Annotated in this window: 22 protein-coding genes; 6 read left to right on the forward strand and 16 right to left on the reverse strand. The window is 62.1% G+C overall.

Annotation, left to right across the window (positions count from 1 at the left end):
• Positions 1-185: hypothetical protein (locus tag J2X56_RS11840; protein WP_310160487.1), on the forward strand; the 185-nt coding region annotated here is incomplete at its 5' end.
• Positions 186-229: 44 nt separating this feature from the next.
• Entirely contained in the window at positions 230-502 is a 273-nt protein-coding gene (locus tag J2X56_RS11845; RefSeq protein WP_310160489.1) for a hypothetical protein, read from the forward strand.
• A gap of 146 nt (positions 503-648) precedes the next feature.
• Here the strand turns inward: J2X56_RS11845 and J2X56_RS11850 are convergent, their stop codons facing one another.
• From J2X56_RS11850 to J2X56_RS11865, 4 genes are all read right to left on the reverse strand, one after another.
• Entirely contained in the window at positions 649-1,038 is a 390-nt protein-coding gene (locus J2X56_RS11850) for a hypothetical protein (RefSeq protein ID WP_276842278.1), read from the reverse strand.
• 84 nt (positions 1,039-1,122) lie between these two features.
• Positions 1,123-1,602 (reverse strand): hypothetical protein, encoded by a 480-nt coding sequence (locus J2X56_RS11855; protein WP_310160493.1) that lies wholly within the window; start codon positions 1,600-1,602, stop codon positions 1,123-1,125.
• Positions 1,603-1,705: 103 nt separating this feature from the next.
• On the reverse strand, positions 1,706-2,218 hold the full coding sequence (locus J2X56_RS11860; RefSeq protein ID WP_310160495.1) for a hemagglutinin repeat-containing protein: 513 nt from the start codon (positions 2,216-2,218) through the stop codon (positions 1,706-1,708).
• A gap of 14 nt (positions 2,219-2,232) precedes the next feature.
• Positions 2,233-3,477: a filamentous hemagglutinin N-terminal domain-containing protein gene (locus tag J2X56_RS11865; protein ID WP_310160497.1), complete on the reverse strand. Its 1,245-nt coding sequence runs from the start codon at positions 3,475-3,477 to the stop codon at positions 2,233-2,235.
• A 250-nt stretch (positions 3,478-3,727) separates the two neighbouring features.
• Here J2X56_RS11865 and J2X56_RS11870 point away from each other — a divergent pair, with 250 nt between their 5' ends.
• Together J2X56_RS11870 and J2X56_RS11875 are read left to right on the forward strand one after the other, a co-directional pair.
• Positions 3,728-5,431: a ShlB/FhaC/HecB family hemolysin secretion/activation protein gene (locus J2X56_RS11870; protein ID WP_310160499.1), complete on the forward strand. Its 1,704-nt coding sequence runs from the start codon at positions 3,728-3,730 to the stop codon at positions 5,429-5,431.
• A 134-nt stretch (positions 5,432-5,565) separates the two neighbouring features.
• Positions 5,566-6,801: a DNA topoisomerase IB gene (locus tag J2X56_RS11875; protein ID WP_310160501.1), complete on the forward strand. Its 1,236-nt coding sequence runs from the start codon at positions 5,566-5,568 to the stop codon at positions 6,799-6,801.
• A gap of 11 nt (positions 6,802-6,812) precedes the next feature.
• On the opposite strand, the gene alkB is transcribed toward J2X56_RS11875, so the two are convergent.
• From alkB to J2X56_RS11895, 4 genes are all read right to left on the reverse strand, one after another.
• Entirely contained in the window at positions 6,813-7,466 is a 654-nt protein-coding gene (gene alkB, locus J2X56_RS11880) for a DNA oxidative demethylase AlkB (RefSeq protein ID WP_209568445.1), read from the reverse strand.
• Positions 7,463-8,374, reverse strand: a complete 912-nt coding sequence (locus tag J2X56_RS11885) for an alpha/beta hydrolase (RefSeq protein WP_310160503.1) — start codon at positions 8,372-8,374, stop codon at positions 7,463-7,465. The genes alkB and J2X56_RS11885 overlap by 4 nt, the downstream gene beginning before the upstream one ends.
• Before the next feature lie 53 nt (positions 8,375-8,427).
• Positions 8,428-9,570 (reverse strand): bifunctional DNA-binding transcriptional regulator/O6-methylguanine-DNA methyltransferase Ada, encoded by a 1,143-nt coding sequence (ada, locus tag J2X56_RS11890; protein WP_310160505.1) that lies wholly within the window; start codon positions 9,568-9,570, stop codon positions 8,428-8,430.
• Positions 9,571-9,755: 185 nt separating this feature from the next.
• Positions 9,756-10,274: an Lrp/AsnC family transcriptional regulator gene (locus tag J2X56_RS11895; protein WP_039785713.1), complete on the reverse strand. Its 519-nt coding sequence runs from the start codon at positions 10,272-10,274 to the stop codon at positions 9,756-9,758.
• Between the two features lie 147 nt (positions 10,275-10,421).
• Here J2X56_RS11895 and hppD point away from each other — a divergent pair, with 147 nt between their 5' ends.
• The gene (gene hppD / locus J2X56_RS11900; RefSeq protein ID WP_310160509.1) at positions 10,422-11,537 is read left to right on the forward strand and encodes a 4-hydroxyphenylpyruvate dioxygenase; all 1,116 of its coding nucleotides are present in this window, start codon (positions 10,422-10,424) and stop codon (positions 11,535-11,537) included.
• Between the two features lie 194 nt (positions 11,538-11,731).
• The gene (locus tag J2X56_RS11905; protein ID WP_039790353.1) at positions 11,732-12,079 is read left to right on the forward strand and encodes a FlxA-like family protein; all 348 of its coding nucleotides are present in this window, start codon (positions 11,732-11,734) and stop codon (positions 12,077-12,079) included.
• A 42-nt stretch (positions 12,080-12,121) separates the two neighbouring features.
• Here J2X56_RS11905 and J2X56_RS11910 read toward each other — a convergent pair whose 3' ends face one another.
• The 8 genes from J2X56_RS11910 to J2X56_RS11945 all read right to left on the reverse strand — a co-directional run bounded on the left by J2X56_RS11910 (position 12,122) and on the right by J2X56_RS11945 (position 19,612).
• On the reverse strand, positions 12,122-13,489 hold the full coding sequence (locus J2X56_RS11910) for an MFS transporter (protein WP_204725247.1): 1,368 nt from the start codon (positions 13,487-13,489) through the stop codon (positions 12,122-12,124).
• A 66-nt stretch (positions 13,490-13,555) separates the two neighbouring features.
• Positions 13,556-14,599 (reverse strand): amidohydrolase family protein, encoded by a 1,044-nt coding sequence (locus J2X56_RS11915; RefSeq protein ID WP_310160512.1) that lies wholly within the window; start codon positions 14,597-14,599, stop codon positions 13,556-13,558.
• On the reverse strand, positions 14,592-15,290 hold the full coding sequence (locus J2X56_RS11920) for an RraA family protein (RefSeq protein ID WP_204725245.1): 699 nt from the start codon (positions 15,288-15,290) through the stop codon (positions 14,592-14,594). The genes J2X56_RS11915 and J2X56_RS11920 overlap by 8 nt, the downstream gene beginning before the upstream one ends.
• 26 nt (positions 15,291-15,316) lie before the next feature.
• Complete coding sequence (locus tag J2X56_RS11925) at positions 15,317-16,519, reverse strand: pyridoxal phosphate-dependent aminotransferase (RefSeq protein WP_121038931.1); 1,203 nt, start codon at positions 16,517-16,519, stop codon at positions 15,317-15,319.
• A 38-nt stretch (positions 16,520-16,557) separates the two neighbouring features.
• Positions 16,558-17,286, reverse strand: coding sequence for an amino acid ABC transporter ATP-binding protein (locus J2X56_RS11930; protein ID WP_121038928.1), 729 nt, complete (start codon positions 17,284-17,286; stop codon positions 16,558-16,560).
• The gene (locus J2X56_RS11935) at positions 17,286-17,981 is read right to left on the reverse strand and encodes an amino acid ABC transporter permease (RefSeq protein ID WP_204725621.1); all 696 of its coding nucleotides are present in this window, start codon (positions 17,979-17,981) and stop codon (positions 17,286-17,288) included. Before J2X56_RS11935 ends, J2X56_RS11930 begins: the two co-directional genes overlap by 1 nt.
• 10 nt (positions 17,982-17,991) lie before the next feature.
• Positions 17,992-18,690 (reverse strand): amino acid ABC transporter permease, encoded by a 699-nt coding sequence (locus J2X56_RS11940; RefSeq protein WP_121038925.1) that lies wholly within the window; start codon positions 18,688-18,690, stop codon positions 17,992-17,994.
• A gap of 118 nt (positions 18,691-18,808) precedes the next feature.
• The gene (locus J2X56_RS11945) at positions 18,809-19,612 is read right to left on the reverse strand and encodes an ABC transporter substrate-binding protein (RefSeq protein ID WP_121038922.1); all 804 of its coding nucleotides are present in this window, start codon (positions 19,610-19,612) and stop codon (positions 18,809-18,811) included.
• Positions 19,613-19,783 lie beyond the last annotated feature (171 nt).

Raw genomic sequence — 19,783 nt, forward strand, 5'->3', positions numbered from 1 at the left:
GGGATATCAAGGGTCGTACGACCGTGTGGCCGCCTTTGGTAGACGATGGAAGGTGGGTCAAATGGAGAGGGTCAAATCTGCGAGCAAATCAACATAAATACGTCTTTGCCGATGCCAAGAGTTTTTCGCTCATCGTAATATTCCGTTTTTTAAATAATTCTCGAAATGTGGTGTACCGGGAATGAGTACGTCAGCAAATCCGTATCCCAACGCGCACGACGAGAGCTTCATGAAGATGCTCAAGGTCGAAGAGATTTATCTGGCCGGCCATGAAATTCGACGAAGTGGCGGCGAGACCGCCATACTTCATCGAAGAGATTTACAAAGAGCGGCGCTTTTAATCGTCGGCTTCACTTCACAAGCAATTAACCAGATCAACTTATGGTTGAACTTTTTTCCAGCTATCTGGCCAAACGGTAAAGTTAAGTACTTCTTTCTCTTCAACGATCAGTGTGTAAATTGGCTCTTCTGGAAAATCATTCAATCTAATCTTCCATGTTGAATTAGATTCGAGAACAAAGAGAATGTGCTTTTCGCCGGCGTGATTAGCAATCCAATTTAAGTTTCTTTTGGCGAGACCAGGAAAATCATTCCAGTTATCTTCATTAGGTATCATTTTCTACCTTCCTTTTCCAGGAGGTCGAACATTCAGGTTTTCGTTACTTCAGGGTCAGATCTCTGTGCGGCATTAATTATTTTCTTCCATAAATCATTGCCGAAATATTTTTTCGAATATTTTTCAATGATATCTTGCCAGCTTAAATGCGGACGGTCCTTACCTAACTGTTCAGCAAGTGATCGGTTACTCACTCCATCTCTAACACCTTGTCGCAAGTAGCTTCTATGCGCCCATGCTTGTTCTGCTTGCTTCACGAGTGGCGCGGAAGAATCAACAAATTGCAAGATCTTGGATTCAGCGTTTAAATACCATTCTCTAGCCGCTTTATCCGATAAAGTTGCTTTAGCAGGAAGCGCTCCCGACTGACAACTTTCTTGTTCGCGATGACTGCTGTTTTTGGCTGATATTGAAGCGGACATTTAAGTAAGTCGTTAGATATCATTTCTTCGATTTCTCTCTATTTTGCTGTCGCGAAAGAAATTGGGCACTCAGTGTTTTATAGCTCATTTAATATCGACATGCATAAAATTTGATGCAATATCTATCGATTTCGTTTCATCAATTAGTGCACGAAGCGAAGCACGCGTTTGCGCATCAAATTTACCTGCGCTCAAGAAATAATATGCTGCCAGATTGACGGCGGCTGGAAGTGATCTGCGTTTCTGATGCAAGACATGCAAAAACGCTTTCGCACCCATGCGATGAACAAAGACCTCTGAGACGATATGCTTAATTGCATTCGACTGCCCTCCTTCCAACAATTTTTCCAACAGGGAAGCTTGTTGCAAGACCGAGAGATTACCCCTAGTTGCCAGAGCCGCCGCAGCCCGTACATTTTTCGCCATCACCTGCACGATGATCTCCAGCTTTTCTTCCGGGGTTAACCTCCGAAGAAGCTTTGATAGTTCATTTTCCAGGGGCGACAACCGGCGTTCAACAAGCTCATATGCTAACTTTTTTGCGATAAGAAACGGCTCACTCATGGCTGCTAATCGTCAAGAGGTTTAAATAAATTAGCTGGAAGCTTAACAACAGCCGCACCTTTGGCTGGCGGCTGATAATGCCCTGAATCGTTATCCCAAAATTTTATTTTCCCGGACTGGGAAAACTGGATCGCCCCCGCGTAGTCAACGTCTGCACCTTTTGACAGAGACAAATGACCTGATACATCCGGGTCATTTTTGCCGCCGCCAGCGCCGTCCTCTGCGTGGACACCACATCGCTACCGGTGATGTTCACATCATTGCCCGCCCGCACCGCCACGGTGTTTCCCGAGAAAGTGCTGCCCACGTTCCGGCTGTAGCTGCTGGAATCATCCGTCTTGACCGACGTGGCCGTGAGCAGGCCGCCAGAGCTGTGCTGGTGTTCATCTCTTGCACTGCCGGATTCGTTGGCCGTCTCGATGCGCACATCACGCCCGGCCGTTGCACTGAGCGTGCCCTCGGCCACGATCTGCGTGCCCTTGGTCACCACGTCCTGACCGGCGCGGATGCTGATGTTGTTGCCGCTGACTTGCGTGCTCACATCTTTGCTGCCGGTGAGCGTGGCGCGGTTCACGCCGCTTTCGCTGATGCCGTGCGCACCGTTGGACTGGTCCACCAGATTCGGGCCTGTCAACGTGCCGACCCAGTTGGAAGCACCGCTGTCATTGGCCCAGCTGATCTGCTGCCCTCGGCGCCGATGCTGCCGGTGTTCTGCAGCGCGCCGCTGGCCTGCACCGTCAGCGCACCGGCACTGGCGATGCTGCCGCCGTTGTCCAGCGCGGTGGTGTTCAGGCTGGCCGCGCTCTTGCTGCCCAGTTCGCCCGCATTGCTGATGCCGCCTGTGGTCTGCACCGCCAGCAGGCCGGTAGCAGTGAGACTGCCGCTGTTCTCGAGCCGGCCATCGGCCGTCACCACCGCCTGGCCTACCGACGCGCCGATGTTGCCCGCGTTGCGCACGCCCACACCATGCTCGGTGGAGGTCAGATAGATGTGGCCGGCATACATGCCGCCCAGTTGCGCCACGTCGATGGCCACCGCCGGTGCGGCGTCGCTGGCGGCCACACCGGGAACGACGCTGGCGTGATCCGCGCTGACGGTGTTGAGGCCCGCGCTGACCTTGAGTTCGGGGGCCCAGATGCCGGCATTGACCTGCACGGCGCGCGCGATGATCTCGGCGTAATCGGTGCGGCTGGCATCCATGCCGTTGCCCTCGATGCGTACCGCACCGCTGGACACGCGATAGCTGTCCAGATTGCCGTTGACGATCTGCGGTACGCCCGTGGTGAGCGTGGCGCGATTGGCATTGATGAAGCCGCAGCCGGAACAGGTGATGCCCGCCGGATTGGCCACCACCACCTGCGCCCGCGCCCCCGCCACTTCCAGGTAGCCACGCAGATAGCTGGGGTTGGCCGAGTTGACCTGGTTCACGATCACGCGCGCTGCGCCCGTGGCCAGCCATGGATTGCCCGCCACATAGCCGCCCAGCTGGGTGGCCGTGGTGCCCTGCGCATTGTTGAGGATGGCGCCATTGGGGCCGACATCGAATTGCCGGTAGGTGTTGAGCGAAACCCCCGCTGCACCCGGGGTCTGGATGTTGACCACCGGTACGCCATTGGGCGTGGCCAGCACGGTCGGCTGCTGGTTGCGCGGAGCGTTGCGGTCGCCCAGGATCTGCGCATGGGCCACCGTGTTCATGGCCAGGGCCAGCGCTACCGCCAGCAGCGAAAAGCGCAAAGCGGACGGTAACAGGTCCGGCATCGCCGCACCGTTGGCCGATGTGCGGCCGTGATGCTGGATGCTGGAGGCGATTTCTGCAACGGCCATCAACTGGCCACGATGCCGGTTGAAAACCAGCTTGTAACGCTGACGATTCATGAAAACCCCGGGTGCTGTTGTCGTTATGACCGGTCACGACAACGAACCCCGATTCGTTGTTTTCCGTTTCCGGTTAGCAATATTTTGCTTGCCAGGGTCGGGATGTTAATTTAGGTTAACGAGGAAAGGTGATTTTTCAGTACACGAGAAGCTTTCCTGTAGGCAAAAACCAACACTTGTTTTGCCAGCCCTCCCATTTCTTTTGAATCCCTTGCCCAGTGTGGCTTTGGGACGACTCACCATGTTTCCGATGTCTTCCATCTTCCGTTCGCCGTCTCCCCGATTTGTACTCATCCTTGGTCTGAATCTGGTCATTTCCCTTGCCCACGGGCAAACCGCCGTCAACCAGGAGCAGTTGCAGCGCGAGCGCGAACGCGCCCTGCGCCAGCAACAGGAGCAGCGTCCTGACGTGAATCTGGGTACGCCCGCCGCCAGCGCGATGGCGCAGGATTTCCCCGAGCAGGAGCAACCCTGCCGCAGGATCACGGCGATTGCGCTGGAGGGTGAACAGGCCGAGCGTTTTCGTTTTGCGCTCGACAGCGTCACCGGCGAACGTGGCGCGGTGGGCCGCTGCCTGGGCTCGCAAGGGGTGAACCTGGTCCTGGCCCGGGTCGAGAGCGCCATCGTCGCGCGCGGCTACACCACCACGCGCGTGCTGGCGCGTCCGCAAGATCTGTCGACGGGACGGCTGGTGCTGAGCGTGGTGCCGGGGCGCGTGCGCCACATCCGCTTTGCGCCCGACGCCGATGCGCGCGGGACCGCCTTCAATGCCCTGCCCATCAGCCCGGGCGACATCCTCAACCTGCGCGATATCGAACAGGGCCTGGAAAATTTCAAGCGCCTGCCGACCGTGCAGGCCGACATCAAGATCACGCCCTCCGAGGACAAGGGGGCCGAGGCGGGCGACAGCGATCTGGTGATCCAGTACCAGCAGGCTTTCCCCTTCCGTCTCACGGCATCGCTGGACGATGGCGGTGCCAAGGCCACCGGCAAATACCTGGCCGGGCTGACCTTGTCCTATGACAATTGGTGGACCCTCAATGACCTCTTCTACGTCAGCGTCAGCCGCAGCCTGAATCACTACGGCGACCACGGCAGCCATGCCTACACGCTGCATTACTCGCTCCCGCTGGGCAACTGGATGGCGGCCGTGACGATGTCGGGCAACCGCTATCACCAGACGGTCGCGGGGGCCTTCGAGAATTTCGTCTACAGCGGGCGTTCCGAAACCACCGAATTCAAACTGTCTCGCCTGCTCCATCGCGATGCGGCCGGCAAGACCACGGCCTTCGGCAAAGCCTTGCTGCGCAAGGCTTACAACGCGATTGACGAACTCGAAGTCGGCGCCCAGCAACGCCGCACCACGGCGTGGGAAGCGGGATTGAATCACCGGCAGTTTCTGGGCGATGCAATTGCCGATGCCACGCTGGCCTATCGCCGTTCACTCGATACGCAAGGGGCCGAACCCAGCTCGCCCTTCGACCTGCCGCAGATCGGCACGCGCTATGGTCTGTGGCTGCTGGATGCCTCCCTCAATGCGCCGTTCCAGCTGGCCGGTGCGCGCCTGCGCTACAGCAGCACGCTGCGCGCGCAGTGGAACCGGGGCAGTCTGCCGCCACAGGATCAGTTCTCCATCGGCGGCCGTTATACGGTGCGCGGTTTCGACGGCGAACTGACGCTGCAGGCCGAGCGTGGCTGGTTCCTGCGCAATGAACTGGCGCTGGGCCTGGGCGAGAGCGGGCAGGAAGTGTTTGCCGGCATCGATACCGGCGCGGTCGCAGGGCCCTCGGCGCAATTCCTCACCGGCCAGCGGCTCACGGGCGCGGCACTGGGCTTGCGCGGCAACCTCGGCAAGCTGAGCTATGACATGTTCGTGGCCACGCCCCTGTCCAAGCCGCAAGGCTTCCAGACGGCGGCCGTGACGGGCGGCTTCAACCTGCAATGGGCGTTCTGAGTCGAGCTGCCTGCCGGAAAAATCCCACACCATCCCCGGCCGATGGCTGACTGCCGCGTCACGGCGATTGCTCAATAATGGCCCGCATGGACGGCCGCCGGATCTCCCGGCGGACAGCGTCCGAGGAGACCATCATGGATCGTATCGCCGCAGCGTCCGAACAATCTTCATCATCATCATCGCCGTCGCCTTCGGCCCCGCCGCCCGCCGATGCCCGCCATCAGGACGAGGCCATCGACATCGCCCGCGCCAACCAGCTGCGCTACGTTAACGACAGCATGCCGGGCATACGCCGCAGCCGGCGTGGCAAGGGCTTCGCGTATCACGATGCGCACGGCGAGCTCATTCGTGATGACGATGTGGTGGCGCGCCTGAAGTCTCTGGCCATCCCGCCCGCCTGGGAAGACGTCTGGATCAGCCCGCACGCCAACGGCCACATCCAGGCCACCGGACGCGATGCGCGCGGGCGCAAGCAGTATCGCTATCACGCACGCTGGCGCTCGGTGCGCGATGATGCCAAGTACCTGCGCATGATCAGTTTTGCGCGTGCGCTGCCGACCATCCGCCGCGTGGTGGAGCAAGACCTGAAACGTCCCGGCCTGCATCGGCAGAAAGTCTTGGCCGCTGTTGTGCATCTGCTGCAGACCACCTTCATGCGCGTGGGCAATGACGAATACGCCAAACAGAATCAATCCTTCGGCCTGACCACGCTGCGCCATCGCCACGTGCGCGTGGATGGCAGCGATGTGCTGTTCCGCTTCCGCGGCAAGAGCGGCGTGCAGCATGACATCAAGCTGCACGATCCCTACGTGGCCCGCATCATCCGCAAGATGCGCGAGTTGCCGGGGCAGGAACTGTTCCAGTACGTGGATGACGAGGGCGAGCGCCACTGCATCGATTCGGGTGACGTGAATGCCTATCTGCGTGAAGCAGCGGGCGAGGATTTCAGTGCCAAGGATTTCCGCACCTGGGCCGGCACGGTGCTGGCCACGCTGGCGCTGCAGGCCTTCGAGCGGGTGGACTCGCAGGCGCAGGCCAAGCAGAACGTGGTGCGCGCCATCGAGAACGTGGCGCGCCGCCTGGGCAATACGCCTTCCATCTGCCGCAAGTGTTACGTGCATCCTGCCGTCATCGAAAGCTACCTGGACGGCAGTTTTGCGGAGCGGCTGGAAGAACGGGTGCAGGCCGAACTGGTGGAAGAGTTGCAGGATCTGTCACCGGAGGAAGCCGCTGTACTGGCCTTGCTGCAACAGCGTCTGCAAGAGGCGGAACAACAACCGGCCCGCAAGCCACGTCGCAAACCTGCCGCGCGCACCGCCACCGCTTCGGTGCCGCGCAGAAAAGCGGCGCGGCCAGCGGCACGCGCCTGAATCGGCAGCGCTCAGCGCGCGCGGCGGAAAGTCAGGTTGTAGCGGCAGCGCCCGGTCAGCGGGTGCTCGCCGTCGCGCAAGGGATCGACGCCATGGAAGGCCAGCCGCGCCGGGCCACCCCACACCACCACATCGCCACTCTCCAGCCGCATGCGCTGCGGCTTGTCTGTGCGCGCCATGCCACCGAACAGGAAGGTTGCGGGCAGACCGAGCGAGACCGAGACGATGGGCTGGTCCATGTCCAGTTCATTCTTGTCCTGATGCAGCGACATGCGCGCACCGGGTTCGTAGCGATTGATGAGGCAAGCGTCAGGATCGAATCCTGCAAACCCCGCCGCCGCTGATGCGCGCGCGGCCAATGCCGCAAAGGCCTCTGGCATGGCTGGCCAGTCGCGCTCGGCCAATGGATCAAGTGACTGGTAACGATAGCCACGGCGATCCGTCACCCATCCAAACTGGCCGCAATTGCTCATCGCCACCGACATGCGGAAACCGCCCGGGGTCTGCATGTGGCGCAAGGGCGAGGCGGCCAGAACCTTGTCGATGGCCGCCATCAAGGCTGCGGCTTCCTCTTCGTCGACAAAGGCGCGCAGCAGCAGCGCACCTTCGGTGATGGTCTCCACCGAAGGGTCACGCGCCAGGCCAGCGAAGAGGTCACCCGTCACTTGGAAGGCTCCGGACGCGGTGGCGGATTTTCAATGAATTGGCTCACTTCTTCGAGAGTCGGCGCGATGAAACGCAGCGGCCGAGAGAGGCTGCCCACCAGCGAAGCGTGCGAGGTGTTGTCGAAGTAGCGCTCCACCACCGGCACCTGCTGTGCACGCAGCAGTTTGGCCAGGCCACCGGTATTGCGTTCAGCGCCCACCAGCTTGTCCTTGTGCGAGGCGATCAGCAACGCGGGCGGCGCACCGGCTTCCACGTGCCGCACCGGCTGCGAATCCGGTGGCGAATCGGGCGCGAAGAAGACCGGTTTCACATCCTCGTTTTCGATGGGCAGGAAGTCATAGGGTCCGGCCAGGCCGATCCAGCCGCGCAGCTGTGCCGGCGAGGCCCCGGCTGCGCGCAGCCAGCGCGCATCGAGCGCCACCATGGCGGCGTTGTAGGCACCGGCGCTATGTCCCATGACAAAGACGCGCTGCGGATCGCCGCCCAGCTCGCGCACCGAGCGCAAGGTCCAGGCCACGGCCTGGGCGCTGTCCTTCACGAATTCGGGATAACGCACTTCGGGATAGACGCGGTAATCAGGCAGTACGGCGATGAAACCGCGTGAACTCAGGGCCTCGCCGACGAAGGCGTAATCCTTGCGGCTGCCGTCGTTCCAGCTGCCGCCATAGAAGAACACCACTACCGGCAAGCCCGGACCGGAGGCGGTGGCCGGCGCGTTGGCAGGACGATAGATGTCCAGCTTTTGACGCGGGTTATCGGTGTTGGCGTAGGCCACCCCTTCGGTCTTGACGTAGGAGGACGCGGGCGTGACGGCATTGATGGCCGACAGCGGCGAACAGGCGACCACACCACCCAGGATCAGTACCGCGCCCGCGAATGCGAGACCAGCCTTGCCAAGAACATGCATGCGCAACTCCAGCGATGAAGGAAGGCCTATTGTAGCCGCGCAGGGCAAAGGCTTCAGGCGCGCCGGTCTTTCGGGCTGGCGGCGTCTTCCCTGCCCTCGGCTTCGCGCGCCAGCAAGGCGCTCTTGCGCGCGATGCCCCAGCGATAGCCGGAGGGTGCGCCATCGAGCCGGACGATGCGATGGCAGGGAATGAGCACGGCGATCTCGTTGCGCGCACAGGCATTGGCGACCGCCCGCACCGCCGCAGGCTGGCCGATGCGCGCAGCCAGTTCGGCATAGGTCAAGGTGACCCCGGGCGGCACTGCGCGCAGTGCTTGCCACACACGCTGCTGGAAGGCGGTACCGCGCACGTCCAGTGGCAAGGCGGCACCCTGTTGCGGATCGTCCAGCGCGGTCAGTACCTGTGCCAGCGTCTGCTCGAAGGCGGCATCGCCGGGGGCGAGATCGGCATGGGGGAAACGATCCTGCAGTTGCCGCAGCAACTCCTCCGGCTCGCTGCCCAAGGTGAGCGCGCAGATGCCCTGCTCCGTAGCCGCCACCAGCAAGGCCCCCAGCCAGCATTGCGCAACGGCGAAGCGGATCTTCTCGCCACGGCCGCCGCGACGATAGGTCGCCGGCTGCATGCCCAGTTGCGCCGTGCTTTGCGCATAGAAGCGGCCACTGGAATGGAAGCCGACGTCATAGAACGTCTCGGTCACGCTGGCACTGCCGCCGAGTTGCGCGCGCAGGCGGCCGGCGCGATGGGCATCGGCATAGGTCTTGGGAGTGAGGCCGGTGTGCTGCTTGAAGAGCCGATGAAAATGATGACGGCTCAAGCCCACGGCCTGCGCCAGCGTGGCCGTGTCGGGCTGTTCCTCGGCCTGCATGATCAGGCGGCAGGCTTGCGCGATGGCCTGTGCCTGGCGCTCGTGCAAGGGCGGCTGGTCCGGCTTGCAGCGCTGGCATGGACGAAAGCCCGCTGCTTCGGCCGCAGCGCAGCTGGCGTGGAAGGCCACGTTCTTGCGCAAGGGTGTGCGTGCCCCGCAGGAGGGCTTGCAGTACACGCCGGTGGTGCGCACCGCATACCAGAACCGGCCATCGAAGGACGCATCGCGCTGCTGCACGGCTTGCCAGCAGGTGTCGGGATGGAGTCTGTTGACGTCGGCGGCGGAGGCAGCGGAGCTAGTCGGCGGAGGAGAAGAAGTCATGGTCAGCATGGAGCGCTCCCGGAATCGGATGCCACTGATTCTAGGCCTGCGCTGACGGGGCGGCACTCCGGAGATTGCTTTTGAATTCCTGGGCCGGATTAGAGGCGGAGAAAAGCCTGATAAAAAGCATCATTCGATTATTCAATGATTGAGGCATCCAATCATTGAATAAGGGCATCATGCTTTTTGAAGCCTCACTGCGAGAAGCGGATGCGCTGGCGCGACTTCACCGGCTGCATCACGTGTTCCAGCGGCAGTTCGTGGGACTGCTTGACCTTTTTGAGGGTGATGTTGGACTTGACGTTGGTCACGCCCGGCAGGCGCAGCAAGCGCGTCATCATGAATTCGGAGAAAGCGGCCAGGTCGGGGGCCACGATGCGCAGGATATAATCGCCCTCGCCCGTGACGGAGAAACATTCGGTCACTTCCGGCATCGTTTCCACGGCCTTCTCGAAGAGTTCGCCTCGGGTTTCGCCCTGGCGGTCCAGAGTCACGGTGGTGAACGCGGTCACGCCCAGACCGACCACGGCCGGGTCCAGCACGGCGGTGTAGCGTTCGATGACATGGGCTTCTTCCAGCCGCTGCACGCGGCGGCTGATCTGCGAAGTGGACAGGTGGACTTTCAGACCGAGGGCGCTATTGGTAATATGGCCATCTCGCTGCAGTTCGGTCAGCAAGGCCAGGTCGTAGCGGTCCACGTTGATGATGCTCATTTGTCTCTCCAAAGTTCATATTTAAGAATTATTTGTGCATATTATCTAATATATCGCGCAAAAAACAATCACAAATTGCAGTCTTGACGCAATAAACTCCTCGCATGGGCCGCGCTTGCCGGCCCTCCCCACACGAGGAGACACCAGATGGGCCACGCAGACACCCAGTTCGCCACCGCAGCCGCCAATTCCCCTGTCCGCGCCAGCGGCGACCTGTTCGACAATCCCATGGGCACCGACGGCTTCGAGTTCGTCGAGTACACCGCCGCCGACCCGGCCGGCATTGCCGCCGTGCTGGAGCTGATGGGCTTCACCGCCGTGGCGCGCCACCGCTCCAAGAATGTGACCCTGTATCGCCAGGGCCAGATCAACTTCATCCTCAACGGCGAACCCGGCAGCAATGCCGCCGCCTTCGCCCAGGTGCACGGGGCTTCGGTGAACGCCATGGCCTTCCGCGTCAAGGATGCGGCCCATGTGTACAAACGTGCACTCGAACTCGGTGCCGAAGGCGTGGAAGCCAAGCTGGGCCCGATGGAACTGAACATTCCTGCCATTCGCGGCATCGGCGGCTCGCTGCTCTATCTGGTGGACCGCTATGGCGACAATGGCTCCATCTATGACGTCGACTTCCAGTTCTTCCCGAACGTGGAGCGCAATCCCAAGGGCGTGGGCCTGACCTACATCGACCACCTGACCCACAACGTCATGCGCGGCGCGATGGATACCTGGTCGTCGTTCTATACGCGCCTGTTCAATTTCCGCGAGATCAAGTATTTCGACATCGAGGGCAAGGTCACCGGCCTGCGTTCGCGCGCCATGACCAGCCCCTGCGGCAAGATCCGCATTCCCATCAACGAGAGTGCCGACGACAAGTCGCAGATCGAGGAATTCATCAAGCAGTACAACGGCGAAGGCATCCAGCACATCGCCCTGGGCACCGACGACATCTACCAGACCGTGCGCGCGCTCTATGCCCGTGGCGTGCCGCTGCAGGACACCATCGCCACCTACTATGACCTGGTGGAATGCCGCATCCCCGGCCATGGCGAAGACCTGGCTGCCTTGCGTGAACTGAAGATCCTGATCGACGGCGCGCCCACCGATGGCCAGGGCCTGCTGCTGCAGATCTTCACGCAGAACCTGATCGGGCCGGTGTTCTATGAAATCATCCAGCGCAAGGGCAATGACGGCTTCGGCGAGGGCAATTTCAAGGCCCTGTTCGAATCCATCGAGCTGGACCAGATGCGCCGTGGCGTGATCTGATCCCCTGACCGAAGCCACTGCGGGCCGCCCTGAGGCCGCCCGCATGTCGAAGGCGCAGCACCCTTTACGGGACTGCGCCTTTTACTTTTTTTACTTTCCGTGGCTCAAGATGTCCGCGTGGCTGCCGTAAAACAAAGCGAAGGCACTATCGCAGTCCCCTTGCAATCCTTGCGCCCCTGTGGGCTGGAGTTCGCATGAACGTCGCGTATGAACAAGAACAACCTGCCCACGCTGAAGTCGCAGTGGCAGACACGCTGGACCATGACCCCGCCGAGCTGGTGGCGCAATTGAGCCACCGCATCCTGCTCCTGCAGCAGCAGGCGCAGTCCCTGGCGCGTTTCCCGGGCAACCGGGATGGCAAGCAGCAGCGCCAGTTGCTGCAGCAGCAGATCCGCAATCTCTACCAGCAATTGTTTGCGCTGGAACAGCAGCAGGCGCAGCAGCGCCGCCGCAGCGAAAACTATCTCAGCATGGCGCTCTCCGTGGCGGCTCATGCGGCGCACCAGCATGCGCACGGCGAGACGGTGGCACCGGCGCTGTAAGCCCGGCAAACCCGGTCTCAACGCCCTGCCCGGCCCTCCCGCTCAATAACGCAGCCGCGACAGGCTGACCAGGCTGGCCGCGCCCGCCAGGGCGGCGGCAAAGCACAGGACCAGCGCATACGGCGAGCCCGAGAACCCCATCAGCATCGCCACCACCGACGCCCCCACGGTCTGCCCGGTCAGGCGTGCCGTGCCCAGCATGCCGCTGGCTCCGCCGGTCCGTTCACGCGGCGCGGCACTGATCATGGTGCGGTTGTTGGGCGACTGGAACAGTCCGAAGCCGATACCGCACACCGCAAACATGGACAGCATCAGGCCATCGGGCGTGCTGCGGTCCACCGTCAGCAAGGCCAGCAATCCCAGGCACATCACGGCCAGCCCGATCCCCCCCAGCAAACCCGCAGCGACGCGGTCCGACAGCTTGCCGGCCACCACGCCGGTCAGCGCAACGGCCACCGGCCAGGCCGTCAGCAGCATGCCCGCGCGCGCGGCGCCCATACCCAGATGATTCTGCAGCATGAAGGGCAACATGACGAAAACCGCCATCTGCGCTGCAAAGGAGCAGAACGAGGTCCCGATCGACAAGGCAAACAAGGGGATGCGCAGCAGATCCAGCGGCAGCATGGGCGCGCTCGGCGACTGCAGCTTGAGCAGCAATGCCAGGCTGATGGCGGTCAGCAGCGCGCAGCCCGCCACCACCCAGCCGCCTTGCAGGTGGCCGATGGCATCGATGGTGTAGAGCAGCAAGCCGATGAAGGCCATGCACAGCAGCGCCGACTGGCGATCGAAACGGCGGGCCGACAAGGGATTGAACGGCAAGGCGCGGCTGCCCACGGCCAGCGCCGCCAGCCCCAGCGGGATGTTGATGAGGAACAGCCAGTGCCATGAGCCCAGATGCAAGATGACCCCGGCCACGGTGGGCCCCAGCGCATTGCCGGTCCCGGCCACCAGCGCGTTGTAGCCGATGGCCCGGCCCAGCTGCCGGGCAGGATAGATGAAGCGGATCAGCGCGGTATTGACCGACAGGATGCCGGCCGCCCCCAGCCCCTGCAGCACGCGCGCCAGGCTCAGTTGCAGCATGTCGCCGCTGGCTGCACACGCCAGCGAAGCCAGGGTGAACAGGAACAAGCCGCCCAGGTAGACGCGCCGATAGCCGATCACTTCGCCCAGGGAGGCCAGCGGCAGCAGGCACACCGCCATGGCGATCTGGTAGCTGTTGATGACCCAGATGGCATCGGCATCGCTGGCTTTCAGGTCGGTGGCCATGACCGGCAACGCCAGATTGGCGATGGAGCCGTCGAGCACCGCGATGCTCAGGCCCAGCACGACGGTGGCGATGGCCAGCAGGCGTTGCCTGGCTGGCAGGCCGTCGGCGTCATGCGGGACGGCGCTGATGGGGGATACTTGCACTATCTGCCCTCAAAGCTTGGGAATGACCATGGACGAAGGTGGCGCCCGAATGAGGGCGATATGCTATCACTGCCCTGCCGCCTGCAAGCGATAAACTTCCCGGGCCGTGCCACTGAAGAGCGCCGTGCGCTCAGTTGCGGACAAGTCCGAGCTCAGGCGCTTGAAGGCATTCCACAGGCTGACATAACCGAACATGCCCTTGTCCACCGGGAAATTGCTCTCGAACATGCAGCGTTGCGGGCCGAACAGGTCGATGCAGGTCTCGATGTAGGGCCGCCAGGCCTTCGCCAACTGTAGCGAGTCGGGCGGTGCCGCCTGCCGCTGGAAATCCCAGCCTCCCACCGGCATGCCCAGACCGCCCAGCTTGAGCCAGACATTGGGCAAGGCCGCGATGGCCTGCATGCCTTGCGCCCACTCACGCCGTACCGCCTCGCGCCGGCCGACATAGGGTCCTGCACCGAGCGGACCGCCGCAGTGATTGAGCACAATGCGTGTGTGCGGACAAGCGCGCGCGAGCGCAAGCACTTCATCAAGCTGGGTGTGATAGGCCCAGACATCCAGCGACAGATCGTAGCGGGCCAGCAGGCGCGCCCCGGCACGAAACGCCTCCTGCGCCAGCAGACCAGGCGGCGGTGGCTGGGGATTGCTGCGGATGGCCGCGTCAGGATGCGAGGCGGTGGTGTTGCGGATACCGCGCAGGCGGCCATTGCCCGCTTGCAGCAATGCGTCCAGTACGGCTGGCAGCTCTGCGTCCAGCATCAGGTCGGCAAAGCCGACGATGGCCGAGCAAGCCCGCACCGGCCCATACTGGCCGCTGGCCGACTGCGCGGCCACGCCATTGGCGAATTCCACCTCGCCCACCGGCTTCATGGCCTGCGGCCCCCCCTGCCGGTACATCGACCGACATTGCACGAAGACCGTATCGGTGATGCGATGACCGCTGTTGAGGTCGGCCATCCATTCATCGAACAGGTAGCGGCTCCCGGCGCGGTCCCACAGGTGGTGATGGGCATCCACGATGGGCAACTCCGGTTCCAGCACCGCTTCCCGCGTCAGCGCCAGCCATGCCGGACGGACCTGCAGATGCGGCGAAGCAGCGGCGTCAGCCATGGCGAATGCGCGCCTGATCGCCCCCTTCGCAACCCAGGCGCAGGAGGGCGGCATCTATCCATCCACGGTCAGTGCTGCCGTCCCGGATGGCGGCCATTTGGGCAGCCTCGGCGTCATTCTTTGCCTTGGCGGCGGCATAGACGGCCGCCACATCCTCGTAGGCCACGCACAGCAGGCCATCACTGTCGCCCACCACCAGGTCGCCCGGCGCGATGACCATGCCGTCGATGGCGATGGCGACGTTGATCTCGCCCGGTCCATCCTTGTAGGGACCGCGATGCGTCACGCCGGCAGCAAACACCGGGAAGCTGCCCGACTGGATCGCATCCACGTCGCGCACCGCGCCATGGATGACGATGCCCCCCAGGCCGCGCTGTATCGCGTGCGCGACCATCAGCTCGCCAATGATGGCATTGGACAGGTCGCCACCCGCATCGACCACCACGATATCGCCCGGTTCTGCCAGGTCCAGTGCCTTGTGCACCATCAGGTTGTCACCCGGGCGCGACTTCACCGTCAGGGCCGGTCCCGCCAGCTTGCCGCCGCGATGCAGCGGGCGCAGCCGCGCGCCGGCCGCGCTCATGCGGGCCATCGAGTCACTGATGTTGGCCACCGGGATGGCGGCAAAATTCTTCACGTCCTGCTCGTTGACCTTGCGCGTGCGCTCGAGAATACGGAATCCTGCAGACATGATGTTCTCCTGGTTGATGGAAGGGCTTAACGCAGACTCGCGCAGAAATTCTGGATGCGCAGGCATGCCTGGCGCAGCCGCTCGGTCGAATCGGCATAGGACAGACGGAAGTTCGGTCCCTGCCCGAAGGCACTGCCATGCACCAGCGCCACGCCTTCGGCCTGCAGCAGCAGCGAGACGAAATCCTCGTCGCTGGCGATGGTCTGGCCATCCTCGGTGCGCTTGCCGATCAGCCGCTCGCACGACGGGAAGACATAAAACGCCCCTTCCGGCACCGGGCAATCCAGCCCCTCGGCCTGGTTCAACATCGACACCACCAGATCGCGCCGCGCCTGGAATACCTTGCGGCTTTCATGGATGTAATCCTGCGGGCCGTTCAAGGCTTCCAGCGCCGCCCATTGCGATACGGAACTGGCGCCGGAGGTGAGCTGGCCCTGGATCTTTTCCATGGCCTTGATCAACGGCAGCGGACCGGCGGCATAGCCGATGCGCCAACCCGTCATGGCGTAGGCCTTGGAGACGCCGTTCATGGTCAGCGTGCGTTCGTACAGTTCGGGTGCGATCTGGGCCGGCGTGGTGAACTCGAAGTCGCCATAGGTCAGGTGTTCATAGATATCGTCCGAGAGGATCCATACATGCGGATGGCGCTTGAGCACCTCGGCCAGCGCCTCCAGCTCGGCGCGGGTATAGGCCGCACCGCTGGGATTGCAGGGGGAATTGAACATCAGCCATTTGGTACGCGGAGTAATGGCGGCCTCGAGGGCTTCCGGACGCAGCTTGTAACCGGCTGCCCGCGTAGTCTGTGCGTACACGACACGCCCGCCGCACAAGGCCACCAGTTCGGGATAGGAAACCCAGTAAGGCGCCGGCACGATCACTTCATCGCCGGCGTTGACGGTAGCCATCAGGGCGTTGGCGATGACCTGCTTGCCGCCGTTGGAGACGATGGTCTGGGCCACGCTGTAATCGAGCTGGTTCTCGCGCTTGAACTTGGCCACCACGGCCTGGCGCAACTCGGTGATGCCGGCCACGGCGGTATAGCGGGTTTCGCCGCGGGCGATGGCAGCGTACGCGGCCGCTTTGATGTTCTCGGGGGTATCGAAGTCGGGCTGCCCCGAACTCAGGGCGATCACGTTGCGGCCCTGGGCGGCCAGCTCGCGCGCCTTCTGGGTAATGGCGATGGTGGCCGAAGCCTTGATGCGCGACAGTGAATCGGAAATGAATGCCATAGGGGGTCTCGTGGTGGAAATGCGGTGAAATCGTGGTGTCAGGCGTGGCGGATATCGGCCACGAACTTGCGGGCGCGCTCATGTTGCGGGCGCTCGAAGAAGTCTTGCGGGGTGGCACGCTCCAGCACCTGGCCATCGGCCATGAACAGCAGTCGGTCGGCTACCTCGCGGGCAAACCCCATCTCATGCGTGACGCAGACCATGGTCATGCCCTCGGCAGCAAGCTGCTTCATGACCTGCAAGACCTCGCCCACCATCTCAGGGTCCAGCGCCGAGGTCGGTTCATCGAAGAGCATCACCGGCGGCTTCATGGCCAGGGCGCGGGCGATCGCCACACGCTGCTGCTGGCCGCCCGAGAGCTGGCCGGGATAGGATTGCGCCTTGGCGGCCAGGCCTACCTTGTCCAGCAGGCTCATGGCCGTTTCGCGAGCGGCTTTCTCCGACAGCTTGAGCACACGCATGGTGGCCAGCATCACGTTGCGCTCCACGCTCATGTGCGGAAACAGGTTGAAGGACTGGAACACGAAACCGATACGGCTACGCAGCTTGTTGATGTCGACGCCATTGCCACGCACGTCCTGGCCATCCACATAGATCTGTCCATCGTCGATGGGCTCGAGGCGGTTGATGGTGCGAATCAGCGTCGACTTGCCCGAGCCCGACGGGCCACAGACGATGACCACTTCGCCGCGCTTGATTTCCTCGTTGATGTCGCGCAGGGCGTGATAGTGGCCGTACCACTTGTTCACATGATTGAATCGGATCATCAGAGACTCCTGAATTGACGTTTTTGTTTGATGCGGCGCTCGGCCAGTCCCACCATCGAACTGAGCAGGTAACACAGGGCGAAGTAGGTCATGGCCAGGAGGAAGTACACCTGGAAGGGCTTGGTCAGCAGCTGTGCGTTGACCTGGTAGGCTGCATAGGTGAGTTCATTGACGCTGATGATGTAGGCCAGCGAGGTATTCTTGATCAGCGAAATCAACTGATTGAGGATGCTCGGGATCATGTTGAACAGGGCCTGCGGCAGCACCACCTCGCGCAGCGTGGTGAAGTAGCCCATACCGAGCGAACGCGCCGCCTCGACCTGCCCTTGAGGGATGGCCAGGATGCCAGCCTTGATGACCTCGCCCAGGAAAGCCGTCTCGTAGGCCACCAGCGCGCAGATCACCGTGGTGGTGCCGGAGATCGGCTTGCCGGTCAACAGCGGCACGATGAAGTAAGCCCAGAAGATCAGCATGAGTACCGGCAGGCCGCGCAAGGTATGCACGATGCCGGCGGCCGGCCAGGCCACCCAGCCGATGCGGCTGGTACGGGCGATACCGAAGAGCACCGCCAGGGGAAACGCGCAGACCAGCCCCGTCACCGCCAGGATCAGGGTCAATGCGAGACCACCCAGGGGACCGTGCGGAAATTCCCCGATCAGCAGTTGCAGGCCATAGGTACGGAGGATATCGAGCATGTCGAACATGTCAGCGCCCCTTCACGGCCAGATGCCGTTGGTTGTACCAGGCTCCCAGTGCCATGATCGACCACGACATGAGCAGGTAGAAGGCCGATGCCAGGATGAAGGTCTCGAAGGTGCGGTAGGTTTCGTTTTCGATCTGGCGGCTGGCGTAGGTCATCTCGGCCACACCGATGGCCATGGCCAGGCTGGTGGACTTGAACAGCGACAGTGACTGGTTCACCAGCGGCGGCACCGAGATGCGGATGGCCTGCGGCAGCAGCACGTCGCGCATCGACTGCAGATAAGACAGGCCCAGCGCGCGGGCTGCTTCCATCTGGGTTTCCGCCACCGAGCGCATACCGCTGCGCAGATCCTCCGACATGTAGGCCGCACTGTTGAGGGACAGCGCGATCAAGGCAAAGATGAATTCGCCATTGTGGTCATTGACAAAACCGGTGATGCTCGCCGGCAGCAGCTCGGGAATACCGAAGTACCAGACGAAGATCTGCACCAGCCCAGGCACGTTGCGGTGATAGTTGACGTAGGCGGCAATGGCCCACTCCAGTGGTGGCAAGGCCAGGGTACGCAATGCCACCAGTCCTACCGCCAGGAGGAAGGCACAGACCCAGGCTGCAGCGAACAGCCACAGCGTGGTGAGGGCGCCACCGATGAGCCAGTCCAGATACTGGCCCTGCAATACTGCAGCGAAATCGAGATTGAGCATGTCATCGCTTTCTTGCTAGGACTGCCTGGCGCGTGAATATCGCCAGGCAAAGGGCAAGCCGCTCCCGCACGCACCGGGACAAGCGGTGCGCGGGATCATTGCGGCTGGAACGATAGGCTTACTGGAAGGCGGAGATGGGCGTGAGCTTTTTCTCGCGCGGGATGTTGAATTTGGTAGAGGGGCCGAACCACTTGTTCCACAGGGCATCGGTCTGGCCACTCTTCTCCAGCTTCTCGAGGGCGTCGTTGACCGCCGCCAGCAAGGCCGGCTCATCCTTCTTGACGCCCATGGCCGTGGGCTCCCAGGCCAGCGCTCCGTCGAGGAACTTGTACTTCCCTTCCGATTCATTGACGAAGCGGATACCCGAGGGCTGCGACAGCGCCAGCGCTTGCACCTTGTTCTGAGCCAGCGCCAGGAAGGCTGCCGGCGTGTCCTGGAAGGTCAGGATGGTGGCCTTGGGCAGTGTGCGGCGCGCATACAGTTCCGGCGTGGACCCCTTGTTGGCGCTGATGCGCTTGTCCGCCAGATCCTCGATCTTGCTGAAACCGCCGTTGCTGTGGACGATGAGCTTGATCGGCGTCTGGTAATGCGCCGCAGTGAAATCGATCTGCTGTGCCCGCTCCTTGGTATATCCCAGCGCAGCGACCACCAGGTCCACCCGTCCCAGCGTCAGCTCGGGGATGCGTGCCTCCACCGAGACGCCCTTGTGTTCCAGCTTGACCCCCAACTCCTTGGCCACTGCCGCGCACATATCGACATCGAAGCCCACCACCTGGCGGGTGGCCGGATCGGGAAAGCCCAGCGGCTCACTACTGGTCAAGGTGGCGCATACCAAGGTGCCGCGCGCCTTGATATCAGACAACCGGTCAGCATGCGCCGCCGTGGCGAACATCAGCGAAACGGCCGCAGCCGCGATTGCCATACAGCTCTTGTGAAAGCGCCCCACATTCATTTTCATTCCCTTTCCCTGGTTGAACAACGAAGCTCGGTTCAACAAATCATAATTGCATTATGATTTTTAAACAAGCGTGATTTCTCCTTATTTTTCATGAACTTAGCGCGTGTTCCGCGGCGGTGCAAAAAACCTGAAAAG

It is taken from the genome of Herbaspirillum sp. 1173 (genome assembly GCF_031455335.1).
In the GTDB taxonomy this organism is placed as follows: domain Bacteria; phylum Pseudomonadota; class Gammaproteobacteria; order Burkholderiales; family Burkholderiaceae_D; genus Herbaspirillum; species Herbaspirillum huttiense.